The 17,682-nt window shown below is 67.1% G+C and carries 15 protein-coding genes and 1 tRNA gene; 5 read left to right on the forward strand and 11 right to left on the reverse strand.

Annotation, left to right across the window (positions count from 1 at the left end; translation table 11 throughout):
* Positions 1-570: helix-turn-helix domain-containing protein (locus ACFWF1_RS32005; RefSeq protein ID WP_379322244.1), on the reverse strand; the 570-nt coding region annotated here is incomplete at its 3' end.
* Positions 571-712: 142 nt separating this feature from the next.
* On the opposite strand from ACFWF1_RS32005, the gene ACFWF1_RS32010 reads away from it, so the two are divergent.
* Both ACFWF1_RS32010 and ACFWF1_RS32015 read left to right on the forward strand, forming a co-directional pair.
* Positions 713-1,816 (forward strand): aryl-sulfate sulfotransferase, encoded by a 1,104-nt coding sequence (locus ACFWF1_RS32010; protein ID WP_379285486.1) that lies wholly within the window; start codon positions 713-715, stop codon positions 1,814-1,816.
* Positions 1,798-3,192: a uracil-xanthine permease family protein gene (locus ACFWF1_RS32015; RefSeq protein ID WP_379285484.1), complete on the forward strand. Its 1,395-nt coding sequence runs from the start codon at positions 1,798-1,800 to the stop codon at positions 3,190-3,192. The genes ACFWF1_RS32010 and ACFWF1_RS32015 overlap by 19 nt, the downstream gene beginning before the upstream one ends.
* Here ACFWF1_RS32015 and ACFWF1_RS32020 read toward each other — a convergent pair.
* The 4 genes from ACFWF1_RS32020 to ACFWF1_RS32035 form a co-directional block, all read right to left on the reverse strand.
* Positions 3,129-3,545 carry an SSI family serine proteinase inhibitor gene (locus ACFWF1_RS32020; RefSeq protein WP_379285482.1) on the reverse strand — a complete coding sequence of 139 codons (417 nt, stop codon included), beginning with the start codon at positions 3,543-3,545 and terminating at the stop codon, positions 3,129-3,131. The genes ACFWF1_RS32015 and ACFWF1_RS32020 overlap by 64 nt on opposite strands.
* Positions 3,546-3,691: 146 nt before the next feature.
* On the reverse strand, positions 3,692-5,035 hold the full coding sequence (locus ACFWF1_RS32025; protein ID WP_379285480.1) for an ABC1 kinase family protein: 1,344 nt from the start codon (positions 5,033-5,035) through the stop codon (positions 3,692-3,694).
* 77 nt (positions 5,036-5,112) lie between these two features.
* Entirely contained in the window at positions 5,113-6,018 is a 906-nt protein-coding gene (locus tag ACFWF1_RS32030; RefSeq protein WP_379285478.1) for a hypothetical protein, read from the reverse strand.
* An 86-nt stretch (positions 6,019-6,104) separates the two neighbouring features.
* Positions 6,105-7,535: a zinc-dependent metalloprotease gene (locus ACFWF1_RS32035; protein WP_379285476.1), complete on the reverse strand. Its 1,431-nt coding sequence runs from the start codon at positions 7,533-7,535 to the stop codon at positions 6,105-6,107.
* A gap of 126 nt (positions 7,536-7,661) precedes the next feature.
* On the opposite strand from ACFWF1_RS32035, the gene ACFWF1_RS32040 reads away from it, so the two are divergent.
* Positions 7,662-8,687 carry a PDZ domain-containing protein gene (locus ACFWF1_RS32040; protein WP_379285474.1) on the forward strand — a complete coding sequence of 342 codons (1,026 nt, stop codon included), beginning with the start codon at positions 7,662-7,664 and terminating at the stop codon, positions 8,685-8,687.
* A gap of 2 nt (positions 8,688-8,689) precedes the next feature.
* Here the strand turns inward: ACFWF1_RS32040 and ACFWF1_RS32045 are convergent, their stop codons facing one another.
* Positions 8,690-9,298: a PPA1309 family protein gene (locus tag ACFWF1_RS32045; RefSeq protein WP_379285473.1), complete on the reverse strand. Its 609-nt coding sequence runs from the start codon at positions 9,296-9,298 to the stop codon at positions 8,690-8,692.
* 225 nt (positions 9,299-9,523) lie between these two features.
* On the opposite strand from ACFWF1_RS32045, the gene ACFWF1_RS32050 reads away from it, so the two are divergent.
* Entirely contained in the window at positions 9,524-12,520 is a 2,997-nt protein-coding gene (locus ACFWF1_RS32050; protein ID WP_379285471.1) for a UPF0182 family protein, read from the forward strand.
* A 237-nt stretch (positions 12,521-12,757) separates the two neighbouring features.
* On the opposite strand, the gene ACFWF1_RS32055 is transcribed toward ACFWF1_RS32050, so the two are convergent.
* Positions 12,758-13,318 (reverse strand): transglycosylase family protein, encoded by a 561-nt coding sequence (locus ACFWF1_RS32055; protein WP_379285469.1) that lies wholly within the window; start codon positions 13,316-13,318, stop codon positions 12,758-12,760.
* A 551-nt stretch (positions 13,319-13,869) separates the two neighbouring features.
* On the opposite strand from ACFWF1_RS32055, the gene ACFWF1_RS32060 reads away from it, so the two are divergent.
* Positions 13,870-13,943 (forward strand) — tRNA-Met (locus ACFWF1_RS32060).
* A gap of 92 nt (positions 13,944-14,035) precedes the next feature.
* On the opposite strand, the gene ACFWF1_RS32065 is transcribed toward ACFWF1_RS32060, so the two are convergent.
* The 4 genes from ACFWF1_RS32065 to ACFWF1_RS32080 form a co-directional block, all read right to left on the reverse strand.
* Complete coding sequence (locus tag ACFWF1_RS32065; RefSeq protein WP_379285467.1) at positions 14,036-14,476, reverse strand: GNAT family N-acetyltransferase; 441 nt, start codon at positions 14,474-14,476, stop codon at positions 14,036-14,038.
* Positions 14,477-14,578: 102 nt separating this feature from the next.
* Positions 14,579-15,694: a hypothetical protein gene (locus ACFWF1_RS32070; protein WP_379285465.1), complete on the reverse strand. Its 1,116-nt coding sequence runs from the start codon at positions 15,692-15,694 to the stop codon at positions 14,579-14,581.
* An 11-nt stretch (positions 15,695-15,705) separates the two neighbouring features.
* Positions 15,706-16,839, reverse strand: a complete 1,134-nt coding sequence (locus tag ACFWF1_RS32075; protein WP_379285463.1) for a phosphotransferase family protein — start codon at positions 16,837-16,839, stop codon at positions 15,706-15,708.
* 113 nt (positions 16,840-16,952) lie between these two features.
* Complete coding sequence (locus ACFWF1_RS32080; protein WP_379285461.1) at positions 16,953-17,642, reverse strand: TetR/AcrR family transcriptional regulator; 690 nt, start codon at positions 17,640-17,642, stop codon at positions 16,953-16,955.
* Positions 17,643-17,682 lie beyond the last annotated feature (40 nt).

A 17,682-nucleotide genomic window follows, 5' to 3' on the forward strand; every position in this document is an offset into this window, starting at 1 on the left:
CCGCCGGGGGGCTCGGGGTTCTTTTTTGTTTGTGGTGGGGGGGGGGGCCCCCCCCCCGGGGGGCCCCCCCCCCGACGGGCAGTAGTAGGAGTCTCCGGTGGACAGCGTCACCTCTTCGCCGTTGGCGGCGACCGTGATGGTCCCGGAGACCACGTAGATCAATTCATCGTTCTGATGCGTGAATTCGCGCCCGCCCCGGTCGGTGCCACCGGTGAATTCGAGTGCGCGCAGGTCCCGCGGTCCGTGGACCAGCGAGCGCACCGAACCGTCATTGTTCCGGTCGGCCTGCTCGAGCATGCCCTCGCCGGCCCGGACGATCACCGAGCCCGGTGTGCTGTCGGCCGCCGCAAGTAGTTCCGTCGCCGTGGTGCTCAGCGCGTCGGCGATGCGTTGCAGCGAGCGCAGACTCGTGTTCGTTCGCCCGTTCTCCAGTTGGCTCAGGAACGACTGCGACAATTCGGTCTTCGCAGCCAGCTGAGCCAGCGTCAGTCGTGCCGCACGCCTGCGGTCGTGCACGACGTTGCCTAGCCCGGGCCAGCGCGCCTGGTCGTCGCTTCCGTTCTGCTGCACTTACTCAAAACCTCTCTCGTTGCTTCGCACATTGTCAGCAGCGGGGTACTGAATCCTCGTGTTTACATCACGGTGATCGCAATGCTTCCAGCGGCATCTAGCGTACTGAATATTCAGTGACACTGAATATTCAGGAGGATTGGTGGAGCAGAACACCCTCAAGCGCCGGGGCACCGGGCTGATCGGTATCGATGCGGCCTCGGCGTCGCCCGGTTACACGCTGTACGCGCCGTTGGCCGGGCGCGGACTGGTCGAGTTGGTCGATCTCGCGGGCGAGGTGGTGCATCGCTGGCAGCTGCCGTACCGGCCGGGCAGGCATGCGCGGCTGCTCGCCGACGGTTCGCTGGCCTACAACGGCGCGACGCTGGCGCGGCCCGCATTGTTCGCGATGTGGCGCAAGTACAGCGGCGGATCGATGGGCCGCTACGACAAGGACGGGACGCTGCTGTCGGAGCATCGCGACGATTTCCAGCATCACGACGCGCACCATTACGACGACGGCCGCATCCTCTACACCGGGGTCGAGCCACTGACCGGAGCGGCCGCCGCGCGCATCGAGGGCGGGGTGCCCGGTACCGAGGCCGATGGCATCGTCTGGTCGGACGTCATCAGGGAGGTCGCGCCGGACGGCAGCCTGCTCTGGGAATGGCGCGCGGCCGAGCAGCTCGATCCGAAAGACTTTGCACTGCAACCGCATTACTGGCGTGAGCACTGGCCGCTGATCAACAGCGTGCATCCGCTCGACGACGACACCATCGTGGCGAGCCTGCGCAGCGTGTCCGCGGTGATCACCATCGATCGACGCACCGGCACCGCCTCGACACTCGCCGATCGTGCCACCGTCGCCCAGCAGCACCATGCCACGCCGGTCGGCGACGGCAATATCCTGCTGTTCGACAACGGCACCTTCCGCACCGGCGAATCGGTGACCTACAGCCGGATCCTCGAAATCGACGGCGCCACCGGCGAAATCGCCTGGAGCTACCAGGATTCGCCGCGTGAGGCGTTCTTCACGCCGTTCATGGGTGGCGCGCAGCGGCTGCCTAACGGCAACACTCTCATCACCGAGGCGGCGTTCGGCCGCATCTTCGAAGTGACTCCGGCGCAACAGATTTGCTGGGAGTACGTGGTGCCATCGTTCACGGCCTACCCGGATGCCGATACCGCGCAGGTCTTTCCGGGCATCTCGAACGCCATCTTCCGCGCCTACCGCTACCAGGACATTCCGTGGCTGCCGACGCGGTGACCGCGCACCCGGTCGATGAGGTGCCGCCGCCCGGCCGGGCGCTCGCGGCAGCGGTGCAGCATCTGGTCGTGATGGTCGCGACGCCGATCGCCTCGGTGTTGCTGATCAGCCGCAGCCTGCATCTCGATGATGGGCAGTCGCGCGCATTGCTCTGCGCCACTTTGCTTTTCAGTGGCATCGGCACGATTCTGCAGTCCAGCGGGCGGTTCGGGCTCGGCGCGGGCCTGCCGTTCGTCATGCTGCCCGGCGGCGCGGCGGTGGTGCTGTTCATTCAGATCGCGCAGGAATCGAATCCGGCGACCGCGAGCGGTGCGGTGCTCATCACCGCGCTGGCGGGGATCGTGCTCGTCCCGCTGGCCCGGCGGCTGGTCACCCGGCTGCCCGCCGTGGTGATCGCCAGCATGATCGTGGTCATCGGCATCAATCTGGTGAAGGTGGCGGGCAATCTGATCACCACGCCCGACGATCGGTCGCCGGTGCGTTCGGTGGTGCTGGCCGCCATCACCATCGGCGCGACGGTGCTCGCCTACCGGCTCCTTCCCCCGGGGTGGCGCCGGTTGTCCGTGCTGCTCGGCATGGCGGTCGGCAGTGCTGTCGCGGCGAGCCTGGGGCAGTTCCAGCTGCAATCCGGCTCGGCGCTGGCGCAGGCTCCCGACCTATTCCTTTTCGGCACACCGCATTTCGACCTGCTTGCCGCTGTTCCGCTGCTGGTGTTCAGCATCGGCTCGATGGCCGAGGCTACCGGCCAAACCGTCCTCAACGCGAAGATCGTCGACAAGCGGATCGACCCGCCGCTGACCGTCGGCCGCACCATTCGCGGCGACGCCGTCACCTCGCTGCTGTCCGGCCTCTTCGGTGGCCCGACCATGGTCACCAGCGGCGAAAACATCGGCCTGATCCGCCTCACGAACATCCGCAGCCGCTACATCACCGCCATCACCGGCGCGTTGCTCGTCGTCGCCGCATTCCTCGCCCCGATCGGCCGCCTCGTCAACTCGCTCCCCGGCCCGGTCGTCGGCGGCACGGCGGCCATCACCTTCGCCATGATCATCACCGCCGGTCTCGGCATGTTCCGCGACGTCGACCTGACCTCGGACTCGGTACTCCTCACTGCCACAGCGGCTTTGACCGCGGGCCTGCTTCCGATTCTGATCCCCGGCCTCTTCCGCGGCTTCCCCACGGATCTACGCCTGCTGCTCGGCAGCGGAGTGACGATGACCGCTCTCGTCGGCGTACTCGTGCACCTGGTGTTCGCCGTCCGCCTGCGCCGCGCCGAAACCGGCAACGGCCGTTCACCTTTGGTGAAACGCAGTCAGAAGTCGAATACCGACACGGTGGTGGCGCGCAATACGCACGTATTGGAGAAGAACCCATGATCGGAGACCGGCCGCCCGCGCCAGACCCCGTCGATGGTGGCGACGACGGGATCGAAATCGTCCGAACACAGCGGCGGCACCGTGAAATCCGCGAGCGCCCTGATGTTTCCGTCGGCGGCCGTCAGGTTCTTACAGGCTTCCTTGGCCTTCGGATGGGTGCCGCCGATCTTCGGCGCGCACGTCAAGCTGACGACACGTTTGTCGACAACATTGACCGATACGCCCGGCCCCACCGAGAGCGACACCACCGATTGCGCATCCTCGTCGGTCGCGGCCCCGACCGGCGCCATCGATGACCCGAGTACTACCGCCGCACTGATCGAAACACCGATTATCCGACCGGTGCACGACATGGCCATCACCCTTCGTAGACGGAGTCGAGCCGACCTGAGACGAGGCTAATCGACCAACCGCCCCGTTCCCCGCAATCAGCGTCGCCCCGGCAGGGTCCCGCCGACCGGGCAGCTTACGCCTGCGCCGGCCGCGCTACATCGTCGGCTCAGCTGGCCGTGCGCTCCTCGCGGAAGCCGGGCATCCAGGTGCGGACCAGTTCCATGAACGGCAGTTCCGCGTCGAGCTGGGCGAGGATGCCGACGGAGCCGCCGAGGACGCGGAAGATCATCACGTATTCGGCCGGGAGTTGCAGGGCGCGTGCGGTTTTCATCTCCTGGCTGGAGATGTCGGAGGCCTTGCCCGCGACCCGCTGCATCCACTTGCGGGTGAAGTGGAACGAGTCGGACTTGATCGGATCAGTGAACGGGCGCAGGTAGTCGGCGATCTCTTTGTGCGTGACGGTGCGGCCCGGGATGACCCAGCCGTTGTCGTACATGAGCGTGGTGAGTTCCTCGAAGCGCTCCTCGACGGCCAGCGCGAGCATCCGGCCGAGCACGACGGGAAAGCCGTTCGGCATCGGTGCGCAGGCGCCGAAGTCGATGACGGCGAGCTTGCCGTCGGCGAGCATCATGAAGTTGCCGGGGTGCGGGTCGGCGTGCAGCAGGCCGACGGTCTCGGGGGAGGAGAAGTGGAAGCGGCCCATCAGGCCCGCGACCCGGTTGCGCAGCTCGCGGGTGCCCGCCGGATCCTCCGCGCCCGCCTTGATGATCGAGGAGACCGCGGTGCCGTCCAGCCATTCGGTGACGATCACCTTCGGCGCGCTGGCCACCACCTTGGGCACCACGATCTCCTGGTGCCCGTCGAACCCCTTGGCGAAGGCGCGCTGGTTGGCCGCCTCGTTGCGGTAGTCGAGTTCTTCCTCGGTGCGCTCGGTGATCTCGGCCAGGATCGGCTTCACATCCGCGCCGGGAATGACCGACGCGAGCAGCCCGGTCATCCGGTTCAGCGTCTTGAGGTCCGCGCGCAACGCCTCGTCGGCGCCGGGGTACTGCACCTTGACCGCGACGGTGCGCCCGTCCGACCACACCGCCTTGTGCACCTGGCCGATGCTGGCCGAGGCGGCCGGGTTGTCGTCGAACTCCTGGAACCGTTGCCGCCACTGGGTGCCGAGCTGCTGGTCGAGCACCCGGTGCACGGTCTCGGCGGGCATCGGCGGCGCGGCGGCCTGCAGCTTGGTGAGTGCCTCGCGGTAGTGCTCACCGAACTCCTCGGGGACCGCGGCCTCCATCACGCTGAGCGCCTGCCCGAACTTCATCGCGCCGCCCTTGAGCTCGCCGAGCACGGTGAACAGCTGCTCAGCGGCCTTCTGGTTCAGTTGCGCGTTGATCTCGGACCGGTCGCCGCCCGCCAGCTTCTTCCCGAACCCCACGGCCGCCCGCCCGGCGATGCCGAGCGGAATCTTGGCCAACTTGGCGTTACGGGACGAGCGACGGCGCACAATCTCAGACACGTACCCATCATGGCGGAAGGAACCGCAACTTAGCCATGGCAATCTTGAATCGGCGCCGCCGACGGGAGTGACCCCGATCACTTGATCGCCGATCGGGTCGGCGGCCGAGGGCTGGCCCGACATGCGGTGAGCCCAGCGGGAATTCGCCGGCAATCGCAGTCCGCGTGGCGCGGCCACTGCCGCCGATCGAGCAGCCGGGCGGCCAGGTCTAATTCGAGAGTCGCATCCAACGTGGCCAGCTTCCGGCGGGTCGACAGCGCCAGGATGTCCTCCACTTCGCTGACCGCGAGGGCGGCGGTGGCCGCGATCTTGGCCGGGGACGCGTGCCCGACCCGGTCGAGCAACTGCGCGGCCAGATGCGGCCAGTCCGCGTCGTTGTCGGCGCGCAGCAGATCGGCACAGCGCAGGCAACTGGTCGCGCCGGGCAGCACGAGCGGGCCGATCACGCCGCGGCCGTCGCGGATCCGCACCGGCAGGTGGGCGATCCGATGTTGCACCAGGTCGTCGATGAGCCGTGGGTCGGCGATGATCGTGTCGGCCAGCACCACCAGGTCGGCCCGCCAGTTGGACACCGGCGCCGCGTGCGGGCGGTAGTCGCGCGAACGGCTCGGCCGCACACCGAGTTTGCGCAGTCCCGCGACGATCGCGTCCGATATCGGCCCGAGCCCGTGCACCCGCACCGACCGGATCCGCCCGCCGCGATCCTCGGGATGTTCGAGCAGCCCGGCCTCGTCGAGCACGTCCAGCAGCGCCATCGCGAGATCCGGTTCGATGCCGCATTCGCCTGCCCGCCAGACGATTTGGGGTCGAGTCTGGGTCCCGTCCAGCAGGCGTAGGAAGGCGAGCACCGTGTCGGCGTCGAGCCCCGCGGCGTCGAGCAACAGCGCGGTCTCGGGATGCCAGCCGAGCTGCACGGTGCCGGACGGGCGCACCAGCACGGTGAGCTGCGGGGGCAGCATCGGACCACGACACAGTGATGTCATGCCCGGCAGTATGCGCAGCCCGGGTCGGCCGACCGGTGCCGAATCCCGCGGTTATCCACAGGGATTCGGCACTACCAACAGGGCAATCAGGCGGACGTGCCGCTGTCCTTGCCCAGGTCAGGGCCGGACTCGCCGCCGTCCGCGCGCCGCTGGGCGGCCTCGTCGGACTTATCCCGCTCGGCCTTCTCCCGCGCCTCGGTCTCCGCGAGCTGCGTCAGCGGATCGTCGAACGCGGTGGTACCGCCGCCGATCACCGAGTCGATGAATCCGGCGGGGGAGTCCAGGTCGTTGGAGTCGGGCAGCAGGTCCGGGTGCGCCCAGACGCCGTCACGCTTCTCCATGCCCGCATCGCTGGTGAGCCTGCGCCACAGCGCCGCGGCCTCGCGCAGCTTGCGCGGCCGCAGCTCCAGACCGACCAGGGTCGCGAACGTCTGCTCGGCCGGACCGCCGGTGGCGCGCCGCCTGCGCAGCGTCTCGGCCAGCGCGCCCGCGCCGGGCAGCCGGTCGCCGACGGCATCGGTGACCACGACCTCCACCCAGCCCTCGATCAGCGCGAGCAGGGTCTCCAGTCGTTCCAGCGCCTGCTTCTGCTCCGGCGTGGTCTGCGGCTCGAACGCGCCCTGCGACAGGATCTCCTCGAGCTTGCCCGGATCGGTCAGCGCCGTCGGGTCGATGCCCTGGGCGGCCTCCTCCAGCGCGGAGAAGTCCATCCTGATGCCGCGTGCGTAGTCCTCGACCGCGGCGAGTACCTGCTGGCGCAGCCACGGCACGTGCCCGAACAGTCGCTGATGCGCCGCTTCCCTGGCCGCGAGGAACACCATGATCTCGCTCTCCGGCTGCTCCAGGCCCGCGCTGAATTCAGCGATGGCGGCGGGCAGCAGGGCGGCGGTGCCGGTCGGGCCGAGCGGCAGGCCGATGTCGGTGGAGGTCAGCACCTCCTTGGCGAGCTGGCCCAGCGCCTGACCCAGCTGCGAGCCGAACGCGAGGCCGCCCATCTGACCGAGCATGCCGACCATCGGCGCCGCGAACTCCTTGGCCTCCTCCGGCAGCGACGCGGTCCACATGCCCGATATCTGCTGGGCCACCGGGTCGCACAGCCGCTGCCAGGTGGTCAGCGTCTCTTCGATCCAGTCGTTGGCGGTCCACGCGACGGTCTTGCTCGCGCCGGCGGGCAGGGTGGTCGCGCCGTCGAGCCACAGCTCGGCGAGGTGCGCGGCGTCGGCGACGGCACTCGCGGTGCTCGCCGACACCGGGGTCACGCTCGCGCCGAGCTGCTGGCGGGCCAGTCGCTTGGCGACGTCGTAGTTCACCGGGCCGGACTGCGCCGAACCCGGTTGCCCCATGCCACTGAGCATCTGGCCGAGCGAGGTCAACATCTGCCCGAGCTGTGACGGATCGAAACCGCCGCCCGGCCCACCCACTCCGAACGGGTTGTTCGACTCGGGACCGCCCGGCTCGTCACCGCGCTTGCGGTCGTCGTCGTCGCGGTTCGAAAATCCGAAGGGGACGTCACTCATATGCTTCACGTTACGCGTCCAGTGCAGGCAGTTGATGTTCGCGCGGCGCGAAACCGGGGACGCGCGGGAACGCCGAATGCCCGCCTCTACCGTCCTTCGGCGGCGGCCATCACTACTGTGGTCCAGGTGAATCGTCGGATCCTCACCCTGGTGGCCGCTCTGATCCCGGTGCTCGTGCTCGGCGCGCTCGGCACCGTGCTCACTGTGCCGTTCGTCGCACTCGGCCCCGGCCCCACCTTCAACACGCTCGGCAAGGTCGATGGCAAAGAGGTGGTGGACGTCCGGGGCACCGAGGTGGACCCGACCACCGGCCACCTCAATATGACGACCGTGTCGGTGCGCGACGGGTTGAGCATCTTCGAGGCGTTCGGCTTCTGGGTGAGCGGCAAGCACGGCCTGGTGCCGCGCTCGGAGGTGTATCCGCCCGGGGTGTCGCGGGACGAGATCGACAAGTCCAACCAGCAGGACTTCAAGGATTCCGAGGGCAATGCCGAGGTCGCGGCGCTGCACTACCTGAACATGCCGACCGTGGTGCTGCTGCGCAAGGTGGCCGACGACGGCCCGGCCAAGGACGTGCTGCACCAGGGCGACGAGATCATCAGCATCAACGGCGCGCCGATCGCCGCGCCGAAGGACGTGGTCACGGCCGTGTCGGCGCAGCCGCCGGGTGCCAAGCTGACCGTGCAGATTCGCCGCGACAGCGCCGAGCAGACCGTTGAGGTCACCCTCGGCGCGCGACCGGACGACAAGAACAAGGGCTACCTCGGCGTGACACCGGGCGAGGGCGCGCGCCCGCCGCTGCAGGTGGACTTCAACCTCGCCGACATCGGCGGCCCGTCGGCCGGTCTGATGTTCAGCCTCGCGCTGATCGACAAGCTCACCCCCGGCGAGCTGGACGGCAGCAAGTTCGTCGCGGGGACCGGAACCATCGATCAGGACGGCAAGGTCGGACCGATCGGCGGCATCCAATACAAGATGATGGCCGCGCGCGACGCGGGCGCGGAGACCTTCATGGTGCCCGCCGCGAACTGCAACGAGGCCAAGCAGCGCACCCCGGACGGCCTGCGCCTGGTAAGGGTCGAAACCCTCACCGGCGCCGTGCAATCGCTCAACGACATCAACGCGGGCAAAGAAACCGTCGGCTGCGGCTGAGGTCAGTCCAGCCCGGACCACTCCAGCGTGGCGTGCAGCGCGTCGATCAGGTTGGGCGCCAGGTTCGGGTAGGTGCGCAGGTCCAGATCGCCGAAGTCGTCGGCGTCGTCCTCGGGCCGCAGCTGCAGCAGGCACAGCGACGCGCCCTCGCGCAGCACCGCGGCGAACAGCCGGGCCTCGCGCCGGTCCGGATGGGCCTCGGCCGCGGCGCGCGCGGCGGCGTCGGCCGCCTCGTGATCGGCCAGCAGCGGCACCAGCGCCTCGTCCAGGGTGGATTCGGCGTCCGGCGGCAGCACCACGATCTCCTGCACCAGCACGCAGCCCTGGACGGCGGGCGGCCAGCTGGTGGTCGCGAGGAACTCGTCCAGCGCCACCGAGCCGCCGGTGATGTCGTCCGGAAACAGTTCCTGGGCAACGGGAGTGAGCTCGGCCGCCTCGTCGACTTCGTCGAGCAGCTCGGGCTGGGCCGCGACCAGGTCGGCGGTGGGCACCAGCGCGAACATCTGCGGCGGTCTGCCCCACCCTTCGGCGTCGACGAATTCGGCGACCTCGCGGACGGAGCGGGCGAGGACGAGTTCGGCGTGCAGATCTGCGGGGGTCACGGGGAACATCCAATCAAATCGACCCGGCGGCCAATCCACAAACCCGAGCTTCGCGCCCAATTCACCGCCAGGCGAGAGTTCGCCGGGCGTCGAACAATAGGCAGAGCGTGTGATCGGTGTCCGATTCCGTAGAGTGGGGCCGAACGGTCCGAAAGGACCACCCGCAACATCGGACTGCGGCATCTCGGCCGGACGTATCGGCGCGAGTGCCGCCGGACCTTGGAGAGTGGCACCGTGGGCATGCGGCCCCCCACCGGATTACCTTCGCTTTCCCGACGCAGCCGCGTACTGCTGCTGGCGGCCATTGCCCTCGCGGCGTTGCTGCTGCTCGGTCCACGACTGACCGACACCTATACCAATTGGTTGTGGTTCGGCGAGGTCGGTTTCCGCAACGTGTATCTCACCGTGTTGCGGACGCGGATCCTGTTGTTCCTCGCCGTCGCGCTTTTCGTCGGTCTGGTCGTCTGGCTGGCGTTGCTGCTGGCCTATCGATCCCGGCCGGTGTTCGTGCCGGTGGCCGGTCCGAACGATCCGATCGCGCGGTATCGCACCACCGTGATGAGCAGGTTGCGGCTGTTCGGCGTCGGCATCCCGGTGCTGCTCGGCCTGCTCTCCGGCCTGGTGGCGCAATCGAATTGGGTCACCGTCAATCTGTTCCTGAACAGCAGTTCGTTCGGCCAGCAGGACCCGCAGTTCCATCTCGACGTCAGCTTCTACGCCTTCGAGCTGCCGTTCTATCGGATGATTCTGAACTGGCTGTTCGTCGCGGTGGTCATCGCGTTCTTCGCCAGCCTGGTGACGCATTACGTGTTCGGCGGTCTGCGGCTGAGCGGTCGCGAGGGCACGCTGACCCGTGCCGCGCGCATCCAGTTGGCCGTGCTCGCGGGGCTTTTCGTGCTGCTCAAGGCGATCGCGTACTGGTTCGACCGCTATGAGCTGTTGATGAGCAGCCGTAAGGAGCCCACCTTCACCGGTGGTTCCTTCACCGATATCAATGCGGTGCTGCCTGCCAAGCTGATCTTGTTGTCCATCGCGGTGATCTGCGCGCTCGCCTTCTTCGCTGGCATCGTGCTGCGCGATCTGCGGGTGCCCGCCATGGCGGCCGCGCTGCTCGTACTGTCCTCGATCCTGGTCGGCGCGGTGTGGCCGCTGGTGGTCGAGCAGTTCTCGGTGCGCCCGAACGCGGCGGACAAGGAAAGCGAATACATCCAGCGCAATATCGCCGCGACCAGGCAGGCGTTCGGGATCACCGACGACAAGATCACCTATCAGGACTACAAGGGCGAGAGCAACAAGAGTCCGCTGCAGGTTCCGGTCGACGCCCAGACCATCGGCAACGCTCGGCTGCTCGATCCGAACATCTTGTCGCCCACCTTCACTCAGCTGCGTCAGCTGAAGAACTTCTACGGCTTCCCTGAGTCGCTGGACATCGACCGCTACAACCTCGACGGCGATGTGCAGGATTACATCGTGGCGGCCCGCGAGCTGTCGCCCGCGGCGTTGAGCGGTAACCAGAAGGACTGGATCAACCAGCACACCGTCTATACGCACGGCAACGGTTTCGTCGCCGCGCCCGCGAACCGGGTGAACAAGCCGCAGACCGACGACCCGAACGCGACCGGCGGCAGCAGCGACAGCGGCTACCCGATCTTCATGGTCAGCGACCTGTTCACGGCGACGGACAAGCAGAAGATCAAGGTCGACCAGCCGCGCATCTACTACGGCGAGGTGATCTCGCAGGCCAGCCCGGACTACGCGATCGTCGGCGCGAAGGACGCCCAGCGGCCCCGCGAATACGATTCCGACACCCAGCAATTCACCTATGACGGCAAGGGCGGCGTGCCGATCGGCAACTGGTTCAACCGGCTCGCCTTCGCCGCCAAGTACGCCGAGCGCAACATCCTGTTCTCCTCGGCCATCGGCAACGACTCCAAGATCATCTTCAACCGCGATCCCCGGGATCGGGTGCAGAAGGTGGCACCCTGGCTGACCACCGACGGCAACGCCTACCCGGCGGTCGTCAACGGACGGATCCAGTGGATCGTCGACGCGTACACGACACTGGACGACTACCCGTACGCGCAGAAGACGTCGCTGGACGGTGTCGAGGACAGCATCGACAAGAAGACCGGCAGGCTGCTGCCGCGTAAGCAGGTCAGCTACATCCGTAACTCGGTCAAGGCCACCGTGGACGCCTACGACGGCACGGTGAAGCTGTACGAGGTGGACTCGAAGGATCCGGTGCTGAAGGCCTGGCGGGGCGTGTTCCCCGGCGCGGTGGAGCCGGAGAGCGCGATCACCCCGGAGTTGCGCGCGCACTTCCGTTATCCGGAAGACCTGTTCAAGGTGCAACGCGAGATGCTGACCAAGTACCACGTCGACGATCCGCGAGAGTTCTTCACCAACAACGCCTTCTGGTCGGTGGCCGCCGACCCGACGATCGACGGCGGGGCACCGGCCAACCAGCCGCCCTACTACGTGCTGCTCGGCGACCCGAAGGGCGGGAACAAGCCGGTCTTCAATCTGACCAGCGCGATGGTCGGCTACAACCGTCAGTTCCTGTCGGCCTATATCTCGGTGCGATCGGATCCGGACGATTACGGCAAGTTCACGATTCTGCGCTTGCCGACCGATACCCAGACGCTCGGCCCACAGCAGACGCAGAACCGGATGACGACGGCGCCGGAGGTCTCGCGGGAGAAGACGCTGCTGTCCAACTCGAACAAGATCAAATACGGCAACCTGCTGACCTTGCCGATCGCCGACGGCGGCATCCTCTATGTTGAGCCGTTCTACAACGAACGTAATACCGGAGCTAACACCGCGACCTTCCCGCAGCTGCTGCGCGTCCTGGTGAGTTACCGGGACGACGCGGGCAGCGTGAAGGTGGGCTACGCCTCCACCTTGGCCGAGGCACTGAACCAGGTGCTACCCGGAAGTGGTGCGCTGGCAACACCATTCGGCGGTGACTCGGGTACCCGGCCGCGTCCGGGTTCCGTGCCGCCGCCGGTGGATCAGAGCACGCCGCCGCCGAACACCGGCACCCCGCCGCCGGCGGGCACCGCGCCGCCGACCGGTTCGTCCGCGGCGAAGGACGCTGCGGCCGCCGCGCTGAACCAGAAGATCGACGCGGTGCGTAATGCTATGCGCACGGGCAACTTCCAGGACTTCGGTCGAGCACTCGACGAACTGGACGCGGCGGTCAAGGCGTACCAGGACGCAGGGCGCTAGCAACGTCGGTAACGGAACGAAAATACGCCGCCATCATTGATGGCGGCGTATTTCGTTACGGTAAATACTGTTTCGGTTCCGAATGTGGTTTCCGACGTGGTAGTAGTACCGAGGTTGGTTCCCAGAACCTTGGTAGCAAACTCATGAATAACTATTCGAGTTTGCTCGTCGAACAAACGGATCGGCGCTGCTATCCCATCGATGGGATAACAGCGCCGATTCGGTATCGACCGATACTCAGCGGCCCGCGATCGACTCGATCAGCGAGCCGTTCTGCTCCAGGATCTGCTGGAACTGGGCGTCGAGGCCATGCTGCTTGGCCAGGTCGCTGCCGACGGACTTGGCCTGCTCGACCAAGGCCTTGGGGCTGCCGGGGACGGCGGGGAGGGCGGGTGCGGCGGGCTCGGGGGCCTGCTCCGGCTCCTGGACCGCCTGGGGCTCCGGCTCGGACGTGCCGGGACGCAGGTACTGGCCGCACACCGGCCAGGCGCCTTGGCCCTGGGTGGCGAGCACGTTCTCCGCCACCCGGATCTGCTCGTCCTTGCTGGCGTTGTTGGCGGAGCCGTGGCCACCGTTGGCGGCCCAGGTGCTCTGCGAGAACTGCAGGCCGCCGTAGAAGCCGTTGCCGGTGGCGATGCCCCAGTTGCCGCCGCTCTCGCACTGTGCGACGCCGTCCCAGTTGTGGGCAGGCGCGGCCGATGCGGTCGCGGAGGAGAGTGCGAACGGGACGGCAACAAGTGCGCCGGTAACGGCGGCAAAGCCGAGGGCGCGGGCGTTGAACTTCCGGTTCTCAGTCATAAGTGCATTTCCCTCCCTGCGCCTACCAACTCGGCGAAAGAGCCGCCGGTCCCTGCCCCCAGGTTGTCGGGGATCCTCGAACCGTGGGACAGGGTCGCCGGTATTCGAACGGTTCGAGTTCGAGCCCTTCACGGATGATCCGGGCCGTGAACGCACGGTAACGAAGAAATCTCGGCAGATCACGTCTTGATAACACTCGCATTCCATGATGCGAATAACCCGAATATGACCCTTTATGCAGGTCGCAAATGCTGCCGACACGCATTCTGGACGGTCTGTTATAGCAACGTTATGTGTTCGAGATCACTACGATATTGTGACTCAGGTCACGTTTAACCAGTTGCCGCAACCGGTGATAGGCCCATCCGCATCATCGAATCGCAGCCCGCCGCCACGGACCGTCGCCTCCGGCCATATGTGACCCCGCTCTCCGTCCTCGATTCCTGGCACTCGGAGCCCGCGTCGCGACCTACCTTCAAGAGCAGCAAATGCGCCTCCAACCAGGCGATTTGGCATCAGCGTGAACCCGTGTGTAATGTTGTGTTTACCGACGCGGGGTGGAGCAGCTCGGTAGCTCGCTGGGCTCATAACCCAGAGGTCGCAGGTTCAAATCCTGTCCCCGCTACAACGACGAACGGCCCGGAACACACAGTTCCGGGCCGTTCGTCATTTTTCTGAGCGGGTCGACGAGTCAGGTCGGGTCCGGCGCCGAAGTCATCAGTCGAAGCTGAGTTCGAAGTGGTGGGCGGTGATCGCCAGGTAGTGGCGCAGGTACAGGCGGTGGGCGGGTGCGCGGTCGGGGCCGACGCCGGAGTCGAGGTGGACGGCTTCGCAGTTCAGCCGCAGCGCTTCCTGTTTCACCCAGGTCATGAGCAGGTCGGCATGGCCGTGACCGCGTGCGGCGGCGGTGGTGATCAGGTCGTCCACGTACAGATGGTGTCCCCACGCGCTGTGCCATGCTTCGCGGAATCCGAGCACCGAGACCGCCGCGTCGCCGGTCTCGGTGAACACTCCGGCGAGCCGGTACCCGCGCGGCCGCAGGTCGGTGTCGACGAAGTCGACCACAGCGTCGACGCTGCCCCAGCGCGGCCGCAGCTCGAGCAGCGCCGCCGCAGCCAACTTCGTCTGATCGGCGCTGATTTCGCGAATCTCGGTCATTCCAGCGACGCTAGTGCCGCCGCGGCGCCGCAGCCGAGGTCCACTTCGCCGCAACTCCGCCAGGCCACTACGCCGCGCGGGTCCTGGTATCGCGGGCGACGGTCAGGGGGCGACCGACGTCCAGTCGGTGAAGCCGGTGGGGTCGTGCCGACCGAGGCTCGCGTGATCGAACAGTCCCCAGCCCTCGGCGTCGCCGCAGCGGGCGTGCGCGACGTATTCGACTACGCCGTACGGGACGCGGGCGATGATCGCCGGATCGGTCAGGTCGTAGGAGCTGGATTTGGCCCAGTTGCGACCCATCCACCGACCGTGCAGCCATTCGGGGTCGCCGCCGTAGCCACAACCGACATGCAGGGCCACGTGCGCGCCGGTCTGTATCTCCACCTCCAGGGTTTTGCCGTCAGGTGTGCTGAGGGTCAACCGGGCGGCGTCGACATGCCGTGTTCCGGACCGATACTGGAGGTCGACGCGCGGCCACCCGAGTTGCTCGACGCGGCCATCCGGCCAGATCCGCACCGCGTCGTTGAGCGTGCGATAACCGTCGGGCTGCTCCTGCACGATCACCACGATGGCGAAGTCGTCGAAACGCAACGGCACATACAGCCACCAGTAGCCCTCGGTCGACTCTGCCTCTCGGCCCGCGGGATCGGGCTCGCCGACGGGGCGGATGCCCCACGACCGATCCCGCGTGCCCACCCAGACGTCGGGGTCGACAGTGAAGTCGGTGCCGTCGACGTGCAGGGTGCCTTCCCAGGTGCCGACCTGAGCGAACCGGGTCGCCTCGATGATCGGCCTGGCTCCGGAGAGAATCAGGTGGGGCTGTTCGCGCACGGCGGGGAACGAGCCGTTCCAGACGATGTCGCAACCGAGATCGTCGTGTTCGCAGATCACCCGGATCTGTTGCAGCGGTTCCCGTACCTCGATGCGGTATCCGCCGACCTGCTGCTCCAGACTGCGTTCGGCCAGCGCGTCGGAGAACCGCACGCTGCGCTGCGTCTCACCGTGCCGCACGGTGAGATAGGCGTCGATCACGCCGAGGTTCGGGTAAACGCCGAGCCCGGTGATGAGGAAGGTGCCGCCGTCGCGGTCGTGGGCGTTGAAGTAGCTGCGGTCGTAGAAGTTCCGGTCGCTGGTGGCGACTCGGGTGAGCGACAGCGGGGTCTGGTGAATGGGGTACTCGTCCAGCGGCGCGGGAGCGACACCAAGGGTGCGGGTCATGTGCTTTCCTCTCAATCCCATACGTAGGTTCCGTCGAGCAGCGCGGTGAGCCCGGCTCGATGCATGACGTAGTCGTCGCGGTCGGGGGTGTCGGTGTCCTCGCCGAAATGGATCATCCGGCGCTTGATCCTGGCCATCCCGATGGCATGCCGCAGCGCGGCGTAGACCAGGTGGAAATCCAGGTTGCGCACCGGATGTCCGGTCAGCTCTTCGTATTTCGTGACGACATCGGCCCGGCGTAGAAAGTCGGGCAACCCCGGCTGGTGGAAGCGGGTGGCGATATCCTGGAAAAAGCGGTGCATGAAGATGAGCCACGCGAGGTCGACTTCGCGCGGGCCGAGCGCGGCAAGCTCCCAATCCAGGATCCCGACCGGTTCGAAGCCGCGGTAGAGGATGTTGCCCGGCCGCGAATCGCCCCACAGCAATACGTCAGGCCCCGGGTCGGCGGGCCAGTGCGCCTCCAGCCACTCGAAGGCGCGCTCCACGATCGGGATTCGGAATCCGTCAGCGACCAGCCCCCATCGGTACAGCGCGTAAGCGGAGTCGACGTGCCGGCGCAGCGCCGGTCCGTGACCGGCCAGCATCGGAAATCGCAGGGCCGGTTCGGGAATCGCGTGGATCTTCGAGATCACCTCGATGGTGTTGGTGGCGAGCTCGGCCCGCTGCTCGGGTGTGGCATCGAACAGCCACCCGGTGAACACATACGGCGGATTGTCCGCGGGTATCCGGCCTGCTATCCGCTTCATCACGAAAAATGTTGTGCCGAGGTGTGTTTCGTCGCGTTCCAGCCAGCACAGCTCGGGTATCGGCACATCGGTGGCGGCGGCGACTCCGGCCATGATGTCGAATTGCCGTGCCAGGTCGTAGGTCTCGAAGACCGGGAAAGAGTCGGGCTCCGGGGTCATCCTGGCGACGAAGGAGGCGCGGACGGGCTGACCGGCGATGGTCCATGTCGCGTCGAAAAACACTGTCGCACTGGACATTCCGGAACCTTCCGGACTCGACAGCGCCGAAATCTCCGGCGGCCGATCGGCGGCGATTTTGGTGGTCAGCCATCGGGACAGTGCCACGGCGATACTTCCGGCGTCGCGCGCGCTCACCGTCAGCTGTCGGCGTGCGGTCGGATCGGGATTGTCGTCGCTCATCATCGGGCCCCTTCGACGTGGGATGCGCCAGCACGATGCCCACGGTAACGGGTTCTAATTCTGCCGATTCGCGACTGGCGAAACGCTCCCACTGGCCGGAATTCGCCTTGACGTCACTGCCGCGCAGGCGTGTCCTGTGCGAGCAACCCGTCGATGATGACGCGCAGCTTCCACGCCGCCCTGGCACTGCCGCCGCCGGTGAGCAAGGGGGCCAGTTCCCGGATCGTGGGGAAGTCCGCGGCGGGCAGTGCCTGGTAGCCGGCGCTGAGTCGAGTTGCCGTGTCGTCCACCGACTCGGCGGGTTCATCGGTGCCACTCCGCGCTGCCGCCTCCAACGCTGCGGAGGCGATGTATTGGCCGAGCAGGTCGACGGCCCAGGCGCAGGCGGCGTCCTGGATGCCGCCGAGACGGAGCAGCCGCAGCATCTCCTCGATGAGCCGCAGGATGTGCGGGCCCGTGGGTGCCTCGGTGAATCCGACGGCGGCGAGGTCGCGGTGGCCGGCGAGTGCGGCGACGGTCCGCTCGATGAGTAACTCCAGCCGACTGCGCCACTCGCCATCGGTCGGCAGCTCGACAGCGGCCACGGCGAGGTCGTGCGTCAGCAGCATCAGCTCACGCCGGTCGTGCACATAGACATACAGGGACGCCGAGCCGGTATCGAGCACCTGCGCCACTCGACGCATGCTCACCGCGGCGCAGCCCAGCTCGTCGACGAGGTCGAGGGACGCGGCCACGATCGCGTCGAGGCTCAGTGGCGCTTTCGCGGGGCTGGTGCGGGGATTGGGGCGGGGGCTGGCGGGCATGTGTCGAATCCTAGCTTGACAAACAGTGGTCGGAGCGAGC

It is taken from the genome of Nocardia sp. NPDC060255 (assembly GCF_042727395.1).
Taxonomy (GTDB): domain Bacteria; phylum Actinomycetota; class Actinomycetes; order Mycobacteriales; family Mycobacteriaceae; genus Nocardia.

Coding starts and splice junctions, on each gene's coding strand:
- ACFWF1_RS32045 (WP_379285473.1), bottom strand. CDS start 9,298: ATGTTCCCCGTGACCCCCGCAGATCTGCACGCCGAACTCGTCCTCGCC.
- ACFWF1_RS32080 (WP_379285461.1), bottom strand. CDS start 17,642: ATGCCCGCCAGCCCCCGCCCCAATCCCCGCACCAGCCCCGCGAAAGCG.
- ACFWF1_RS32070 (WP_379285465.1), bottom strand. CDS start 15,694: ATGACCCGCACCCTTGGTGTCGCTCCCGCGCCGCTGGACGAGTACCCC.
- ACFWF1_RS32020 (WP_379285482.1), bottom strand. CDS start 3,545: ATGTCGTGCACCGGTCGGATAATCGGTGTTTCGATCAGTGCGGCGGTA.
- ACFWF1_RS32055 (WP_379285469.1), bottom strand. CDS start 13,318: ATGACTGAGAACCGGAAGTTCAACGCCCGCGCCCTCGGCTTTGCCGCC.
- ACFWF1_RS32030 (WP_379285478.1), bottom strand. CDS start 6,018: ATGACATCACTGTGTCGTGGTCCGATGCTGCCCCCGCAGCTCACCGTG.
- ACFWF1_RS32035 (WP_379285476.1), bottom strand. CDS start 7,535: ATGAGTGACGTCCCCTTCGGATTTTCGAACCGCGACGACGACGACCGC.
- ACFWF1_RS32065 (WP_379285467.1), bottom strand. CDS start 14,476: ATGACCGAGATTCGCGAAATCAGCGCCGATCAGACGAAGTTGGCTGCG.
- ACFWF1_RS32075 (WP_379285463.1), bottom strand. CDS start 16,839: ATGAGCGACGACAATCCCGATCCGACCGCACGCCGACAGCTGACGGTG.